Raw genomic sequence first — 16,279 nt, 5'->3', positions numbered from 1 at the left:
ACGTGTGCGAGACAATGGACGGCATGGAGATGCCGAGGAATGAACGGTCGCAGGAGCACCCCCAGGTCCTCGTAGTGGGGCAGGACGGAATGGCGATCGGCGGCGGTGGCACTGACGACGAGTCGCGTGAGGTCCCGGTGACGGAGATGGTCGAACAGCCCGCCAAGGTCATGCGCATCGGCAGCATGATCAAGCAGCTCCTGGAGGAGGTCAGGGCGGCTCCCCTCGACGAGGCGAGCCGGGTACGCCTCAAGGAGATCCACGCCAGCTCGGTCAAGGAGCTGGAGGACGGCCTCGCGCCGGAGCTGGTGGAGGAACTGGAGCGGCTCTCCCTGCCGTTCACCGAGGAGTCGGTTCCCTCCGAGGCGGAACTCCGGATCGCACAGGCCCAGTTGGTCGGCTGGCTGGAGGGCCTCTTCCACGGCATCCAGACGGCACTGTTCGCCCAGCAGATGGCGGCCCGTGCGCAGCTGGAGCAGATGCGCCGCGCGCTGCCTCCCGGCAGCGGCCACGAGGAGGAGGACGGCGGCGCGGACCCGCACGGGGCGATCCGCTCGGGCCCGTACCTGTAGGCCGCGGTCCGGTTCCGTACTTCTTGCCGAAACCCGTCGAACGAGCACAAGCACACGCGCAGGGCCCGGCACACGAACTCCGTGTGCCGGGCCCTGCGCGTGGTCCCGCGTGACTGCGGTCCTGGGGTGGTCGGTTCAGTTCTTGGCGGACGCCTGGGGTGGTGGTCGGTTCAGTTCTTGGCGGACGCCCGGGGCGGTCGGTTCAGTTCGTGGCGGACGCCTGGGGCGCCTGCAGGAGCACCTTGCCGACGTGGGTGCTGGACTCCATGACGCGGTGGGCCTCCGCCGCGTCCGGCATCGGCAGCGTGCGGTCCACGACCGGCCGGACGACGCCGTCGGCGATGAGCGGCCATACGTGCTCGCGTACGGCGGCGACGATCGCGGCCTTCTCGGCGAGCGGGCGCCCGCGCAGCGACGTCGCCGTGACAGCGGCCCGCTTGGTCAGCAGGGCGCCCAGGTTCAGCTCGCCCTTGGCACCGCCCTGGAGCCCGATGATCGCGAGCCGGCCATTGACGGCGAGCGCCTGCACGTTCCGGTCCAGGTACTTCGCGCCGACGATGTCGAGGATGACGTCCGCGCCCGCCCCGTCCGTCGCCTTGCGAAGCTCCTCGACGAAGTCCTGCTCCCGGTAGTCGATCAGGATGTCGGCACCGAGCTCGGCGCAGCGCGCCAGCTTCGTCGGTCCGCCGGCGGTCACGGCGACCCGTGCCCCGACCGCCTTGGCGAGCTGGATCGCCATCGTGCCGATACCGCTGGATCCCCCGTGCACCAACAGCGTCTCGGCGGGCCGCAGATGCGCCACCATGAACACGTTGGACCAGACGGTGGCCGTCACCTCCGGCAGTGCCGCGGCGAGCGTGAGGTCCAGCCCGTCCGGTACGGGGAGCAGCTGCCCGACGGGAACGGCGACCTTCTCCGCGTAGCCGCCGCCCGCGAGGAGGGCGCACACCTCGTCGCCGACCGACCAGCCGGTGACTCCGGGGCCGAGCGCCGAGATGCGGCCCGAGCACTCCAGGCCCGGATAGGGGGACGCACCGGGCGGCGGGTTGTAGAAGCCCTGCCGCTGCAGCACGTCGGCCCGGTTGACCGCGCTGGACACGACGTCGACGAGGACCTCGCCCTCGCCGGCTACGGGATCGGGCACCTCGGCCCAGACGAGCGCCTCGGGGCCACCGGGTTCGGGGATCGTGATCGCATACATGGCCGCGAGGCTACTCCGCTCAGTTGCGCGGGGCGGCCTGCGGCGGCTGGTTGAGCGGCGGTTCGTTGGTGGCGCGCACGATCGTGATCAGCCGGTCCGTCAGCTGCAGCGGGCTGGCCGCCGGATCGTCGTACCCCAGGAGCCGGTGCCCGCGCAGCACGCTGACCACGAGATCGTCGGTCTCGCGGACGTTCTTGCCCACCTCGGCCTTTATCACCGGCCGTTCGACGAGGTCGAGCCCGCTGCCCTGCTGGATCAGGTCCTCCATCACCGTGCCGGCGCTGGGGCTGAGCACGGAGAGACCGAGCAGCCGCCCGGCCGCGCTGGCGCTCGTGATCACGGCGTCGGCACCGGACTGCCGCAGCAGCGGGGCGTTCTCCTCCTCGCGCACCGCGGCCACGATCTTCGCGCCGCGGTTGAGCTGCCGCGCGGTGAGCGCGACCAGGACGGCCGTGTCGTCGCGCTGGGTGGCGATGATGATCTGACGCGCCTTCTGCAGCTCGGCCCGCAGCAGCACATCGCTGCGTGTCGCGTCCCCGAGCACTCCGGTGAAGCCCTCGGCGTTGGCGATCTCCATCACCTTGGACGCCGGGTCGACGATGACGATCTGGTCCTTCCGCAGCCCGGTGGCGCAGAGGGTCTGGATGGCCGAGCGGCCCTTCGTGCCGAAGCCGACGACGACGGTGTGGTCACGCAAGTTGGTTCTCCAACGCTTCAGCCGGAAGTCCTCCCGAGTCCGTTCCGTGAGGACCTCGAGGGTGGTGCCGACCAGGATGATGAGGAAGAGCACGCGCAGTGGTGTCACGAGCACCACGTTTATGAGCCGGGCACCGTCGCTGTACGGGGTGATGTCGCCGTACCCGGTGGTGGAGAGGGTGACCGTCGCGTAGTACACCGCGTCCAGCAGGTCGACCTTGCCGTCGGCCGCGTCGTGGTAACCGTCGCGGTCGACCCAGACGATCAGCACCGTGATGGCGAGCACCATCAGGGCCATCATCAGCCGCTTGGCCACCTGGCGCGCCGGACCGTCGATGACCCTGCGCGGGAGCATCACCCGCGTGGGAACGGCATGTTCGTCGGCGCGCCTGGCCATCGCGTCATGGCCGGGAAGTTTCACGTGAAACACCCTTCAGTCCACGGCGTCGCCGGGGCCCACGGTAGATCGAGGATCTCCACCTCGGTGCCGGACCGTACCCCGCCCGGCTCCACAACGGCCAGCCCGTCCGCGGCGGCGATGCCGCGGAGCATGGCGGGACCGTTGTAATGCAGGGGTACGACGTGATCCGTACCGCCGCCGGTTCCGTTGCCGTCCCGACGAGTTGGGGCACCCGGCACGCCGCCGGGCCGGTCGGCTGTGCGATGGACCACGGGGACCAGCCGGGTGTCGTGCGGGTGGCCGTGCACCTCGTCCCTTATGGCGATCCGGTAGCGGTCCTGAGGGGTCCGGCCCGCCAGCCCGCCGAGCAGGGGCTCGGCGAGAGTGAGCAGACCGGACACCGCGGCCAGGGGGTTGCCGGGCAGCCCGACGAGATACGGGCCTCCAGCCGCCAGCCGGGCCAGCAGCATGGGGTGACCGGGCCGCACGGCGACCCCGTCGACGAGCAACTCGGCGCCGATCCGGTCGAGGACGGGGTGCACATGGTCGACGGGTCCGGCGGCGGTGCCGCCGGTGGTGATGATCAGGTCGGCCCGGGAGCCGGTGAGCGCGTGCCGAAGGGCCTCCGCGTCATCGCCGAGGCGGCGCGGTGCGGCGACCTCGGCGCCCAGCGCACGCAGCCAGGGCCCGATCATCGGACCGAGAGCGTCCCGGATCAGCCCGTCGTGCGGCAGACCGGCGGTCAGGAGTTCGTCACCCAGGACGAGGACGTCGACCCGCGGCCGGGGTCTGGCCGTCAGCTCGTCGTAACCGGCGGCCGCGGCAAGCCCGAGGACGGCGGGTGTCACCAGCGTTCCGGCGGGAAGGAGTTGGTCGCCCGAGCGGCATTCCTGACCACGCGGCCTGATGTCCTGCCCGGGGTGCACCTGACGCTGCGCGTGCAGCAGCCCCTTGGCCTCGTCGGCGTGGGCGTGCTCGCTGCGGATGACGGCGGTGACGTCCGACGGGATCCGGGCACCCGTGGCGATGCGGATGGCGTCGCCGTCGGGAAGGGGGGCCGGGGTGGCGTGTCCCGCGAGAATCCCCTCGTCCGCCCGGATGGTCCACGGCCCCGGTCCCGCCACGGCCCAGCCGTCCATGGCGGAGGTGTCGAAGGAGGGCAGATCGGTGAGAGCGGTGAGCGGCTCGGCGAGCACCTGACCGAGCGCGCGGTCGAGGGGCAGTCGCACGGAACGCGGAGGAACCGCGCGCCCGGCCCGGGCGGCAAGGGCACGGGCCTCGCCCCACGACGTCGGCCGGACGTGCCGCCGGCCCTGGGCGGAGTGCCGGCCCGGGGCGGGGGTGGGGGTGGGGGAATGCTCGGGGGAGTGCGCCGGGAGACGCTCGCCGCGGTCCGGGGCCGCGTGGGCTTGGGCGGGGGGTTGCCGGCGCCCGTGGCCGGGGTCGGGGTCGTCTCCGGAGGCGGATGCGGTGGCGGTGGTGGAGGCGCCTGCGGATGCGGGGCCGGTGGTGGAGGCAGTTGCGGCTGCGGCTGCGGCTGTCGGATCTGAAGGTGCGGGCGGGCCCACCAGGGCGAGGGCCTGCGCCACGGCCAGTTCCTCGGCGGCTTCGGCCGCCAGGGCAGCTCGGGCGGCTCCGGCGGCTGCGACCGCTTCGGCGGGTTCGGCAGGCTCTGCGGGTTCAGCGGGTTCGGTCGCTTGGGTCGCTTGGGTCGCTTCAGTCGCTTCAGTTGCCTCGGTCGCCGCAGTCCCTTTGGTCCCTTCGGCGACGGGAGCGCGTTTCTGTCCGGCGACCCGGCCGGACGGCGGCGGCCGCTCGGCGCTGCCGCTGGGGCCCGTCATGGCGACTCGTTCTCGTCCGCCCACCGGAGGGCGAGCGCGGCGGCCTTCCGGGCGGCCTCGGCCACCGCTTCGGGTCCGCCGCCGTCGCCGCTCGCCTGCGCAGCCGCGTAGCCGACCAGGAAGGTCGTCAGGGGCGCTGCGGGCCGGGCGACGCCGTGGGCGGCATCACGGGCGAGGTCGAGCAGGACGCCGGTGTCGACGTCGAGTTCGATGCCCAGTTCGGTCTTGACTGCGGTGATCCATTCGTCCAGCACGGTCCCATGTTCTCTGATCCGGGCCCGGGCCGAAGCGATGTCCTCCCAGGTGTCGCAGTCGAACGAGGCGAGCGGGTCCGCCGCCACCCGGGCAAGCTCCAGTTCATGGGTGAGCAGCCGCAGGGGCAGCCCGGCCAGACTGCCGTGCTCCGTGGCGATGAGCGCCAGTTCACGGCGCAGCGGCTCCGCACGGTAGACGGCCACGAGAGGCTGGTCCCGGCCGTCCTGGTCGGTGCAGACCGCACCCTCGACGTCTCCCCGGCCGAGCGCTTCCAGCAGCGAGCCGACGGTGTCCGCGCCCAGGAACGGCAGATCGGCGGAGAGCACGAGCACGTGTTCCGCCGCCGTGTGCCGCACCCCGGCACCGAGCGCGGCCAACGGGCCGCCGCCCGGCGGCTCTTCGCGCGTCCAGGTCACCGGACGCGCGGTGGGCCGTCTGCCTCCCACGACCACGGTGGTCCCGGCACCGGCGCAGGCACCGAGTACCCGGTCGAGCAGCGGCCGGCCACCGACCCGGAGCCCGGGCTTGTCGGCGCCGCCGAGCCGCTTCGCGGCCCCTCCGGCGAGAACGATGGCGTCATACGCGGTCATGCCCCGAGTATGCGTGCCACGGCGCCCGGTGGATCCTCCCCGTCCCCATTCCCGTGGATCAACGGAGAACGCGAACGGGGAGACCAGGGCGCGCAGGGCGTCAGCCCCACCACCCCCGGGCCGGCCCCTCCGGGACCTACAGCGTCCGCAGGAGCACCGCCGGCTGTTCCACGCAGTCGGCCACGTACCGCAGGAAGCCTCCCGCCGTACCGCCGTCGCAGACCCGGTGGTCGAAGGTCAGCGAGAGCTGGACGACCCGTCGTACGGCGAGCTCGCCCTCGTGGACCCACGGCTTGGCGACGATCCGGCCGACGCCGAGCATCGCCGCCTCGGGGTGGTTGATGATCGGTGTGGAACCGTCGACGCCGAACACCCCGTAGTTGTTCAGCGTGAACGTGCCGCCGGTCAGCTCCGCCGGCTTCAGCGTCCCGGTCCTCGCCGCTTCGGTCAGCCGGGCGATCTCCGCCCCGATCGACTCCACGTTGCGCACCTGCGCATCCCGCACGACGGGGACGACGAGCCCGCGCTCGGTCTGGGCCGCGAAGCCGAGATGGACCTCCGGCAGCCGCACGATCTCGCGCGCTTCCACGTCCACCGTGGAGTTGAGCTCGGGATAGCGGGCCAGGGCCGCCGTACAGATACGGGCGAGCAGGGCCAGCACCGACACCTTGGGACCGGCACCGGAACCGGAACCACCCACGCTGTTCATCGCGGCCCGGGCCGCCATCAGCTCGGTGGCATCGGCGTCCACCCAGCACGTGGCGTCGGGGATCTCCCGTCGGCTGCGCGACAGCTTGTCCGCGACCGCTCCCCGCACCCCGCGCAATGGAATCCGTTCCCCGGCAGGACGCACCGAAGACCCACCCGTCACAGGCGACACGGACGTCACGGGCGACGCAGGCGCAGCGGGAGCAGCGGTGACGGAAGCAGCCGTGGCGGAACCGGCCGCGGCAGTGGCGACAGCGACGGCAGGAGCCGACGTTGCCGACCGGATGGCGGACTCGACATCCGCCCGCAGGATCAGGCCGTCGGGCCCGGACCCGGCGAGCTGTCGCAGATCGAGATCGTGCTGCCGCGCCAGCTTGCGCACCAGCGGGGAGACGACAGCGACCGGCCCCTGCCTCCCGTCCGAAACCCGCGCGACCGCAACCCGCGCAGCCGGAGCAGGAGTCGGGTCAGGCGCAGAAACAGGACCAGGACCAGGACTAGTGACAGGGCCCGGGCTATGACTAGGAGCAGGCGCGCCGGGAGACGCGGAAAGGCCCTCGGGCCGGACCCGCCGACGCCGCACCGGCGGCGCCCCGGTCCCGTATCCCACGAGTACGTTCCCGGACCCGGACGGCTCCGCGCCGTCAGCACCCGGGCCCGTACGGGCACCGGAACCGGAACCGGAACCGGCATCAGCACTCGCCCCCGACCCCGACGCCTCCGCCGACCCGACAGCGACGGTCAACAGGGGTGCCCCGACAGGAAGTTCCGCCCCCTCCTCGCCGAACCGCGCGGTCACCACGCCCCCGTACGGGCACGGCACCTCCACCATCGCCTTGGCCGTCTCGACCTCGACGACCGGCTGGTCGATGGCGACGACATCGCCGATCTCCACCAGCCAGCGCACGATCTCCGCCTCGGTCAGCCCCTCACCGAGATCAGGAAGCCTGAATTCGAGTACCTGCGGCATCAGTGCTCCGCCTCCCACTGCAGTCGGGCGACGGCGTCGAGCACCCGGTCCACACCCGGCAGATGGTGGCGCTCCTGCATCGGCGGCGGATAGGGGATGTCGAATCCGGCGACGCGCAGCACCGGTGCCTCCAGGTGGTGGAAGCAGCGCTCCGTGATCCGGGCGGCGATCTCGCCACCCGGCCCGCCGAAGCCGGTGGACTCGTGGACGACGACCGCGCGGCCGGTACGCCGCACGGACGCGGCAACGGTCTCGTCGTCGAACGGCACCAGCGACCGCAGGTCGACTACTTCGAGGTCCCAGCCCTCCTCGACGGCGGCCTCCGCCGCCTCCATGCAGACCGGCAGGGACGGCCCGTACGTGATGAGCGTCGCGCTGCGGCCCTGACGGCGCACGACGGCCCGCCCGATGGGCTCCACGGCGGCGGGTGCCTGCGGCGACCAGTCCGCCTTCGACCAGTAGAGCCGCTTGGGCTCCAGGAAGACCACAGGGTCGTCGGAGGCGATCGAGGCCCTCAGCAGCCCGTAGGCGTCGTCGACGGTGGCGGGTGTGACGACATGGAGACCCGGGGTCGCCATGTAGTACGCCTCCGAGGAGTCGCTGTGGTGCTCGACACCGCCGATTCCGCCGCCGTACGGCACCCGGACGGTGATGGGCAGCGGCATCGCGCCCCCGGTCCGGTTCCGCATCTTGGCGACATGGCTGATGAGCTGCTCGAACGCCGGATAGGCGAAGGCGTCGAACTGCATCTCCACCACGGGCCGCAGCCCGTACATCGCCATGCCCACGGCCGCCCCGAGGATGCCGGCCTCGGCCAGCGGGGTGTCCGTGCACCGCTCGTCGCCGAACTCCTTCGCCAGGCCGTCGGTGATCCTGAAGACCCCGCCGAGTGTCCCGACGTCCTCACCGAGGACGTGCACGGAAGGGTCGTCGGCCATCGAGTCGCGCAGCGCGCGCCCGAGTGCCTGGGCCATCGTGGCGGGCTTGGCCTTCGCCGTCCGCTCTCCGGCCGTGGCCGCTGCGGTGGTCATCGCCCTGCACCCCTGTCGTCCGTGCCGTGCTGGTCGTGCTGGTCGTTCTCCGCGTCCAGCTCGACGCGCAGGCGGGCCGCCTGCTCGCGCAGCTGTGTCGTCTGCTCCGCGTACACATGGGCGAAGAGGTCCATCGGGTCGAGCACCGGGTCCGCGTTCATCCGGTCCCGCAGCCCGGCCGCCATCTGCTCCGCGGCCACCCGCGCCTCCTCGATGCCTTCGTCGCCGAGCAGCCCGCGCCCGGTCAGCTCCCGCTCCAGGATCCGCACCGGGTCGTGGTCCCGCCAGGCCTCTACCTCGCTGTCCCCGCGGTAGCGCGTCGCGTCGTCGGCGTTCGTGTGCGCGTCCATCCGGTAGGTCACGGCCTCCACGAGCGTCGGACCGCCGCCGCTGCGGGCACGCGCCACCGCCTCGGAGAGCACCTGGTGCACTGCTGCCGCGTCGTTGCCGTCGACCAGCCGGCCGGGCATTCCGTACCCCACGGCCTTGTGGGCCAGGGACGGTGCCGCGGTCTGCTTGGCCAGGGGTACGGAGATGGCGAAGCCGTTGTTCTGGACGAGGAAGACGACAGGGGCCCGCCAGACGGCCGCGAAATTGAGCGCCTCGTGGAAGTCGCCCTCGCTGGTGCCGCCGTCGCCGACCATGGCGAGCGCGACCACGTCGTCGCCCTTGAGCCGCGCCGCGTGGGCCAGGCCCACGGCGTGCGGCAGCTGGGTGGCGAGCGGGGTGCACAGGGGCGCGATGCGGTGCTCGCGCGGGTCGTAGCCGGTGTGCCGGTCGCCGCGCAGCAGGGTGAGCGCCTCGACCGGGTCCAGGCCCCGGGCCACGGCCGCGAGCGTGTCGCGGTAGCTCGGGAAGAGCCAGTCCCGCTCCTCCAGCACCAGGGCGGCCGCGACCTCGCAGGCCTCCTGCCCGGTACTCGACGGGTAGACGGCGAGCCTGCCCTGCTTGGTGAGGGCGGTCGCCTGCGCGTTGTACCGCCGGCCGCGCACGAGCTCGGCGTAGAGCCGCAGCAGCAGCTCGGGGTCTGCGTCGGCCACGGCGTCCGTACCGAGCACGCGGTACGGCTCGGGGTCCGGGAGCAGCGGCGCGGGATCGGTGAGCGGCTTCCAGGCCGGGGGCGGCGTGGGCCGGTAGGCGGCCGCGCCGGGCAGCTCTTGGACCGTCATGACAAGCACCTCCTGGCATCGAGGGGTATCGAGCGGCGTCTGGCGGCATCAGGGGTACCCGATGCCGAGGGGTGTCGAAATATGTCGAAATGTCGAAAGCCGTGCGAGCCGCGGATGTGGTGCGTCTCACCTACCGATTGTTCGGTCGCGAGCGCATTTTGGCTACAGGCACCGCCAGCCTGTGGACAAACGGTTCTCCACAGCCTGGGATGGGAACAGGTCGTCCAGGACGGGGAGGCACGGGAACATGGCAGCTGAACAAATGGCCGACGGGGCCGAGGAGCCCGGCCAGGTTCCGCCGGCACGCCCGCTCGACTCCATCGATCGCGCCATCCTCCGGTTGCTCCAGACGGACGGCCGCGCCTCGATACGGTCGGTGGCCGACCGGGTCCATGTCTCGCGCGCCAACGCGTACGCCCGGATCAACCGGCTCATCGACGACGGCGTGATCCGCGGCTTCAGCGCCCGGGTGAACCATGAGCGTGCGGGGCAGGGAGCCTCCGCGTACATCACGCTCAAGATCGTCCAGAATTCCTGGCGCACCGTGCGCGAGCAGCTTCAGGCGCTGCCGGGGGCCACGCACATCGCGCTGGTCAGCGGTGATTTCGACGTACTGCTGCTGGTGCACACACCGGACAACCGCTCACTGCGCGAGCTGGTCCTGACCAGGATCCAGGCCATTCCGGAGGTGCTGTCCACGCGCACCCTGCTGGTGTTCGAGGAGACGGACCTGGCCCCGGGCCCGGAACGCCCCACGGAACTCACCTGAGCCCGGGCACCCCGGCGGGCAGCCGCCGGGTCAGCGGCTCGACTTCATGCCCTCGAAAGCCAGCTGCACGACGGTGTCGGCGAGCCGCTCCCCCTCCGCGCCGCCGTCGGGCAGCGGCCGGAACCACTCCACGAGCGAGTTGACCATCCCGAAGAGCAGCCGCGTCGCCAGCCGTATGTCCACGTCGGAGCGGAGATCGCCGTCCGCCACCGCCGCCTTCAGCAGATCGGCCACGCGCTGGTCGAACTCGCGCCGCCGCTCCAGGGCCCAGCGCTCGGTCTTCGTGTTGCCCCGTACGCGCAGCAGCAGCGTGACATAGGGCAGTTCGGCTATCAGCACCTCGACGGTGCGACGGGTGACGTACTCGACCCGCGCGATCGCGCGGCCCCGCGTCGCGCCCGACTCGTCGAGGATGCCGAAGAGCCCGTCCAGGGCCCGGGTGACCGCACGCCGCAGCAGTTCTTCCTTGCCGGCGACGTGGTGGTAGATGGACGACTTGGAGATGCCCGCCGCCTTCGACAGGTGCTCCATGGACGTGCCGTCGTAGCCGCGCTCGTTGAAGACACGGACGGCGACCGTGAGCAGAGTCTCCGGGGTGTACGTGTCCCGCTTGGCCGTGGTCATGCCCGCGATCCTCCCCTACGAGTTGTCCACAGGTTTCGTGGGCCCCCTTGTCCCGACCGATCGTTCGGTTACTCTAACTCTGTCCGCCCGTCCCTGCCCAGCTCGATGAGGAGTTGGTCCGTCATGGCCGCCGAGCTCTCCCCGCACCTGCTGTCCGAGAAGCACCGCCCCACGCTGGACCGGACCCTCGAAGCGATCCGCACGCGGGAGTACTGGTCCCCGCACCCCGAGCACCCGAAGGCGTACGGCGAGGGCGGCGCCCCCGGCAGCCTGGGCGCGGCCGAGGGCAAGGCCGCCTTCGACGCCGTGCTGCGCACCCGCCTCGACCTGGACCAGCCGGGCACGGACGGCTGGACGGGCGGTGAGATCTCGCCCTACGGTCCGGAGCTGGCCGTCGAGTATCCGCACGCCGACCTGGATGTCCTGCTCCCCGCGATGCGCGCGGGAATCCCCGCCTGGCGCGAGGCCGGACCGGAGACCAGGGCCCTGGTCTGTCTGGAGATCCTGGCGCGGATCAGCGCCCGCACCCATGAGTTCGGCCACGCGGTGATGCACACCAGCGGACAGGCCTTCATGATGGCGTTCCAGGCCGGCGGCCCGCACGCCCAGGACCGCGGTCTGGAGGCGGTGGCGTATGCGTACGAGGAGCAGATCCGCGCCCCCCGCACCGCCGACTGGTCCAAGCCGCAGGGCAAGCGCGACCCGCTCGACCTGCACAAGACGTTCACCGCGTCCGGACGCGGCATCTCGCTGTTGATCGGCTGCAACACCTTCCCCACGTGGAACGGCTACCCGGGCCTCTTCGCCTCCCTCGCCACCGGCAATCCGGTCCTGGTCAAGCCGCACCCCCGGGCCGTGCTCCCGCTGGCCCTCACCGTCCAGGTGGCGCGCGAGGTGCTCGCCGAGGCCGGCTTCGATGCCAACCTGGTCGCTCTGGCCGTCGAGCGGCCGGGCGAGGGCATCGCCAAGACCCTGGCGCTCCGCCCCGAGATCAGGATCATCGACTACACCGGCTCCACGGAGTTCGGCGACTGGCTGGAGGCCAACGCCCGCCAGGCGCAGGTCTATACGGAGAAGGCCGGGGTCAACACGATCGTCCTCGACTCGACCGACGACTACCGCGGCATGCTCGCCAACATCGCGTTCTCGCTCTCGCTCTACAGCGGCCAGATGTGCACCACCCCGCAGAACCTGCTGATCCCCCGCAACGGCATCACCACGGACACGGGCGACAAGACGTACGACGACGTGGTCACCGACATCGCCGCCGCGGTCACCGGCCTCCTGGGCGACGACGCCCGTGCGAACGGCCTGCTGGGCGCCCTGGTCAACCCGGAGGTGAAGGCCCGCCTGGAGGAGGCCGCGCAGCTGGGCGACGTGGCGCTGCCTTCCCGGGAAGTGACCAACCCCGACTTCCCCGACGCGGTCGTCCGTACCCCGCTGATCGTCAAGCTCGACGGCACCAAGCCGGACGACGACTCCCCCTGCCTCTCGGAGTGCTTCGGCCCGGTCTCGTTCGCGGTCGCGGTCGACTCGACGGCGGACGCGCTGGAGCTGCTGCGCCGCACCGTCCGCGACAAGGGAGCGATGACGGTGGGCGCTTACACGACCTCACCGGAGGTGGAGCGCGCGATGGAGGACGTCTGCCTGGACGAGTCGGCCCAGCTCTCGCTGAACCTGACCGGCGGGGTGTACGTCAACCAGACGGCGGCGTTCTCCGACTTCCACGGCTCAGGAGGCAACCCGGCAGCGAACGCCGCCCTGTGCGACGGCGCCTTCGTCTCGAACCGCTTCCGCACCCTGGAAGTCCGCCGCCAACGCTGACCCCGGCACCAACCGACGGGCCCTCCCCATCCGGGCCCTTTCCGCTGTGGGCCCCTCCGATCCAGGCCCTTCCCGACCCAAGCCCCTCCGGCTGTCGGCCCTACCCGATCCAGGCCCCTCCCGCTGTGGGCCCTAACCGACCCAGGCCCCTCCCGCTGTGGGCCCTACCCGATCCAGGCCCCTCCCGCTGTGGGCCCTAACCGACCCAGGCCCCTCCCGGTGTGGGGCCCTAACCCCAGTCCCCTCCCCTCCCCTCCCCTCCCGGCCCTCATCCGGCCCCTTCGTCCCACCCAGCCCCTCCGGCGTTTGAGGAGCGGGGTCCGGGGCGGAGCCCCGGTTACGGGAAGGGGCGGGTAGGGGAAAAAGCCCCGCCGCAGGCGACCCCACCCACCCCCTCCCGCACACCCAGCCGCGACCGCAACCAGTCCCCGGACCACCCCGGTCCGGGCTCCGGACCACCCCGGTCCAGGGACTCGGACCACCCCGGTCCGGGCAACAGCCCAGGGTCAGGCCTACGCCCCGCCCCCAGAAATCTCCGCATACCGCTGCACCCACGCATGCATCGCAATCGCCGCAGCAGCCCCCGCATTGATCGACCGCGTCGACCCGAACTGCGCGATCGAGCACACCATCGAGGCGTGCTTACGGGCCTCTTCGGTCAGCCCCGGCCCCTCCTGCCCGAAGAGCAGCACGCAGCGCCGAGGCAGCTCCGTCCGCTCCAGCGGCACGGCACCCGGCAGATTGTCGATACCGATGATCGGCAGCCCCTCGGCCTCCGCCCAGGCGGTCAGATCGGCGGTGTCCGGGTGGTGCCGGACATGCTGATACCGGTCGGTGACCATCGCTCCGCGACGGTTCCAGCGCCGCCGCCCCACGATGTGCACCTCCTTGGCGAGGAAGGCGTTCGCGGTACGGACGACGGAGCCGATGTTGAAGTCGTGGCCCCAGTTCTCCACCGCCACATGAAAGTCGTGCCGCCGCAGATCGAGATCGGCGACGATCGCCTCACGGGTCCAGTAGCGGTAGCCATCACCGACATTGCGCCGGTCGCCATGGGCAAGCAGCTCGGGGTCGTACCGCTCTCCGACGGGCCAGGGAAGCGGATGCGGCCCGACCCCGATCTCCGTCCCGAACCCCTCGTCGTACTGAGCCGGCTCACCCATCTGGGCCGGCTCATCCACACCGTCGGCACCACCGACAGCGCCAGGGCCACCCGCACCACTGACACCACCGGCACTGTCCGCACCACTCGCACTACCCATCTCGCTGCTCACCCGACGAGCGTATGGCCCCCGTCGCCACTGTGCTGCGGTGCCTCCCGCCGGTCCGCACCGTCCCGTGGCCCCGGCACCTCGCCACGCCGCCCCTTCCCGTTCCGGCGCCGCACCAGCAGGTCCCGCCCGAGAGCCGCCCGGCCTCCGAGCCACACCAGGAAGACGGTCGGCAGGAAGACGGCATCCGCCGCGATCATGGCCATCGAGAAGAAGGGGAGCCCCAGCAGCAGGGCGATACCGGCGTGCTCGCAGATCATCACGACGAGCAGCACGTTCTTGACGCGCCGGTTGAACAGCGTGAACGGGAAGGCGACCTGCACGATGACCGTGGCGTAGGTCAGCACCATCACCATCACCCCGCTGGAGGCGAGGATGTCGGAGAGCGCCGGCCAGGGCGTGAAGTAGTGGAGCTTGAGCGGGTAGTACAGCGCCGTGCCGTCCTGCCACCGGGAGCCCTGGATCTTGTACCAGCCCGCGGTCGAGTAGATCAGGCAGACCTCGGCCATGATCACGACGAGCGTCGCGTTGTGGGCGAGGTTGGCGACGACATCGAGCAGGGTGCGCGGCTCGCTCTGCGGTGCGTACCGGCTCACGGCCCACCAGACGCCGTGGCCGATCCACAGGATCCAGAAGAAGACCGGCAGCCAGGAGGTCCCGCCCAGGTTGTCCGTCACCGTGGCCCCGAGAAGAACCGCGCCGAACGCCACCCACAGCAGCGGACCGGCCAGGTCACCCGCCCGCGGTTCGCCGTCGACCGGGCGCCGGGCACGGCGAGCGTCCAGGGACCAGACCTGCCCGCACCGGGTGAGCACCAGGTAGATCGCCATGAGGTGGATGACGTTGTCGCCGCCGTCGCCCATGAAGATGCTGCGGTTCTGCAGCGAGAGAACACCGGCCATGAACAGCACGGACATGGCACGGGTGTGCCAGCCGACCATCAGCAGCGCGGCGGAGACCAGCGCCAGCCCGTACACGAACTCGAACCAGACCGAGCTGTCCGACCACATGAGCGTGGTGAAGGCCTGATTGCCGGAGATGAGCTGGTGCGCCATGTCCCAGCGCCACGGAGCATCGGGGCCGTACATCTCGTGCCGGTGCGGAAACTCGCGCAGCAGGAAGAGCAGGTACGTGGCGGAGAAGCCGATCCGGATGACGGCGCTCTGGTACGGGCCCAGGGCCGAGGCCGTGATGCGCTGAATGCCGCGGGGGAGCCCGCGCTCGGAACCGGACCGGCGAGAGGAACCAGGCCTGCGGTCGAGGCCGGGGCTGCGTCCGGGACCGGGCTTGCTGTCGGGGCCGGGCGTGCTCACTGGTCCGCCTCCTCGGAGGCGGCCGAGCCCTTCGGGAGGTCGGCCGCGGTGACGGTCCACCAGGGCAGAACCCGGTAGGACGGCTTGGTGCTGATCTTCTCGCCGCTCCACGCGGGAGCCGCTACGGACCTGATCTCGGACCTGACCTGAATCCTCAGTACGGTGCCGCCGTAGTCGTGCTCACTGAGGCGCAGCATCACGATGCGCCGGATGTACTGCTCGGAGAGCCGGCCGCGCATGCCGTTGGCGCGGTTCTCGTTGTCGTGCGAGCCGAGGTAGAAGTCCCATCCCCGGCGGAGTTCGTTCTGCTGGACGTGGCTGGGCAGCAGATTGCCGCGTATCGCCTCACCGTCCTCGCCCGAGAGGCTCATCCAGGGCGTGGTCCGACGGCTGCCGGGGCCGGCTATCTCGGCCCGCACGTGCACGGCGATGTTCTGCTGGAGCGGATTGGGAGCGAACAGCTTCCAGTTCTGCTCGAACTCGGGGTAGACCCATTGGTCGACCGCCTCGCCGTACTGCTTGGTCAGCGTGTTGGAGGGGGCGACGTGCAGGAACACCATGCCGAGCTGGACACAGGCGAACAGCCCGATCACCGACAGCGCCACGGATGCGGCGACCTGATACGGAAACGAGAGCCCGGCCATACCGACCCGGGGCTCAGGGGCCGGCTCAGGGGGTGGCTCCGGGCCGGAATCGGGAACTGAACCGGGACAGGAGCCGAGACCGAGGCCTCGACCGGAGCCGCGCTCGGAGTCGTGCCCGGGACCCGCATCAGCACCCGGGTCCGCCACATCGGCACGCACATCAGCCTCGGCAAAGGTGCGCGTCTCGGGAACGGTCTGCGCCTCGGGAACGGTCTGCCGCTCAGGAACCTCACGCGGCTCGGAACCCTTCCGTGGCTCGGAATCCTTCCGTGGCTCGGAATCCGTACGCGGATCAGGGTCGGCCGCGCCGTCACCCCCACCGCCGGCGCCACCGCTGACGCCCCCGCCGACGTCCTTGCCGTCGTACGAATCCATCCCGCCCCGATCCCCGTCGATCCCGG

At 71.5% G+C, this 16,279-nt stretch carries 14 protein-coding genes; 3 read left to right on the top strand and 11 right to left on the bottom strand.

The window, feature by feature from the left end:
• Nucleotides 1-89 precede the first annotated feature (89 nt).
• Nucleotides 90-572, top strand: coding sequence for a bacterial proteasome activator family protein (locus OG521_20370; GenBank protein WUW26745.1), 483 nt, complete (start codon nt 90-92; stop codon nt 570-572).
• A 202-nt stretch (nt 573-774) separates the two neighbouring features.
• Here the strand turns inward: OG521_20370 and OG521_20365 are convergent, their stop codons facing one another.
• The 7 genes from OG521_20365 to pdhA form a co-directional block, all read right to left on the bottom strand.
• Nucleotides 775-1,773 carry an NAD(P)H-quinone oxidoreductase gene (locus OG521_20365; protein WUW23010.1) on the bottom strand — a complete coding sequence of 333 codons (999 nt, stop codon included), beginning with the start codon at nt 1,771-1,773 and terminating at the stop codon, nt 775-777.
• A 19-nt stretch (nt 1,774-1,792) separates the two neighbouring features.
• The gene (locus tag OG521_20360) at nt 1,793-2,866 is read right to left on the bottom strand and encodes a potassium channel family protein (protein ID WUW26744.1); all 1,074 of its coding nucleotides are present in this window, start codon (nt 2,864-2,866) and stop codon (nt 1,793-1,795) included.
• A 20-nt stretch (nt 2,867-2,886) separates the two neighbouring features.
• Nucleotides 2,887-4,488 (bottom strand): molybdopterin molybdotransferase MoeA, encoded by a 1,602-nt coding sequence (locus OG521_20355; GenBank protein WUW26743.1) that lies wholly within the window; start codon nt 4,486-4,488, stop codon nt 2,887-2,889.
• A 218-nt stretch (nt 4,489-4,706) separates the two neighbouring features.
• Complete coding sequence (locus OG521_20350; protein ID WUW23009.1) at nt 4,707-5,555, bottom strand: molybdenum cofactor guanylyltransferase; 849 nt, start codon at nt 5,553-5,555, stop codon at nt 4,707-4,709.
• A 136-nt stretch (nt 5,556-5,691) separates the two neighbouring features.
• Entirely contained in the window at nt 5,692-7,233 is a 1,542-nt protein-coding gene (locus OG521_20345) for a 2-oxo acid dehydrogenase subunit E2 (protein WUW23008.1), read from the bottom strand.
• Nucleotides 7,233-8,264: an alpha-ketoacid dehydrogenase subunit beta gene (locus OG521_20340; protein WUW23007.1), complete on the bottom strand. Its 1,032-nt coding sequence runs from the start codon at nt 8,262-8,264 to the stop codon at nt 7,233-7,235. The genes OG521_20345 and OG521_20340 overlap by 1 nt, the downstream gene beginning before the upstream one ends.
• Nucleotides 8,261-9,433, bottom strand: a complete 1,173-nt coding sequence (gene pdhA / locus OG521_20335) for a pyruvate dehydrogenase (acetyl-transferring) E1 component subunit alpha (protein WUW23006.1) — start codon at nt 9,431-9,433, stop codon at nt 8,261-8,263. The genes OG521_20340 and pdhA overlap by 4 nt, the downstream gene beginning before the upstream one ends.
• Nucleotides 9,434-9,680: 247 nt before the next feature.
• Between pdhA and OG521_20330 the strand changes: the two genes are divergently transcribed.
• On the top strand, nt 9,681-10,202 hold the full coding sequence (locus OG521_20330; protein ID WUW23005.1) for an Lrp/AsnC family transcriptional regulator: 522 nt from the start codon (nt 9,681-9,683) through the stop codon (nt 10,200-10,202).
• 30 nt (nt 10,203-10,232) lie between these two features.
• On the opposite strand, the gene OG521_20325 is transcribed toward OG521_20330, so the two are convergent.
• Entirely contained in the window at nt 10,233-10,826 is a 594-nt protein-coding gene (locus tag OG521_20325) for a TetR/AcrR family transcriptional regulator (protein WUW23004.1), read from the bottom strand.
• A 123-nt stretch (nt 10,827-10,949) separates the two neighbouring features.
• Between OG521_20325 and paaN the strand changes: the two genes are divergently transcribed.
• Nucleotides 10,950-12,650: a phenylacetic acid degradation protein PaaN gene (gene paaN / locus OG521_20320; GenBank protein WUW23003.1), complete on the top strand. Its 1,701-nt coding sequence runs from the start codon at nt 10,950-10,952 to the stop codon at nt 12,648-12,650.
• Nucleotides 12,651-13,162: 512 nt separating this feature from the next.
• On the opposite strand, the gene OG521_20315 is transcribed toward paaN, so the two are convergent.
• From OG521_20315 to OG521_20305, 3 genes are all read right to left on the bottom strand, one after another.
• Nucleotides 13,163-13,813, bottom strand: coding sequence for an rRNA methyltransferase (locus tag OG521_20315; GenBank protein ID WUW26742.1), 651 nt, complete (start codon nt 13,811-13,813; stop codon nt 13,163-13,165).
• Nucleotides 13,814-13,920: 107 nt separating this feature from the next.
• Nucleotides 13,921-15,123 carry an HTTM domain-containing protein gene (locus OG521_20310; protein ID WUW26741.1) on the bottom strand — a complete coding sequence of 401 codons (1,203 nt, stop codon included), beginning with the start codon at nt 15,121-15,123 and terminating at the stop codon, nt 13,921-13,923.
• Nucleotides 15,124-15,230: 107 nt separating this feature from the next.
• Entirely contained in the window at nt 15,231-16,025 is a 795-nt protein-coding gene (locus tag OG521_20305; protein WUW26740.1) for a DUF5819 family protein, read from the bottom strand.
• Between the last annotated feature and the right edge of the window lie 254 nt (nt 16,026-16,279).

The organism is Streptomyces sp. NBC_01463, from assembly GCA_036227345.1.
In the GTDB taxonomy this organism is placed as follows: Bacteria; Actinomycetota; Actinomycetes; order Streptomycetales; family Streptomycetaceae; genus Streptomyces.
This window is presented reverse-complemented; position numbering and strand designations above follow the sequence as displayed.

Coding starts and splice junctions, on each gene's coding strand:
- pdhA (WUW23006.1), bottom strand. CDS start 9,433: ATGACGGTCCAAGAGCTGCCCGGCGCGGCCGCCTACCGGCCCACGCCG.
- OG521_20345 (WUW23008.1), bottom strand. CDS start 7,233: ATGCCGCAGGTACTCGAATTCAGGCTTCCTGATCTCGGTGAGGGGCTG.
- paaN (WUW23003.1), top strand. CDS start 10,950: ATGGCCGCCGAGCTCTCCCCGCACCTGCTGTCCGAGAAGCACCGCCCC.
- OG521_20330 (WUW23005.1), top strand. CDS start 9,681: ATGGCAGCTGAACAAATGGCCGACGGGGCCGAGGAGCCCGGCCAGGTT.
- OG521_20350 (WUW23009.1), bottom strand. CDS start 5,555: ATGACCGCGTATGACGCCATCGTTCTCGCCGGAGGGGCCGCGAAGCGG.
- OG521_20360 (WUW26744.1), bottom strand. CDS start 2,866: ATGGCCAGGCGCGCCGACGAACATGCCGTTCCCACGCGGGTGATGCTC.
- OG521_20325 (WUW23004.1), bottom strand. CDS start 10,826: ATGACCACGGCCAAGCGGGACACGTACACCCCGGAGACTCTGCTCACG.
- OG521_20365 (WUW23010.1), bottom strand. CDS start 1,773: ATGTATGCGATCACGATCCCCGAACCCGGTGGCCCCGAGGCGCTCGTC.
- OG521_20340 (WUW23007.1), bottom strand. CDS start 8,264: ATGACCACCGCAGCGGCCACGGCCGGAGAGCGGACGGCGAAGGCCAAG.
- OG521_20370 (WUW26745.1), top strand. CDS start 90: ATGGCGATCGGCGGCGGTGGCACTGACGACGAGTCGCGTGAGGTCCCG.
- OG521_20315 (WUW26742.1), bottom strand. CDS start 13,813: ATGGGTGAGCCGGCTCAGTACGACGAGGGGTTCGGGACGGAGATCGGG.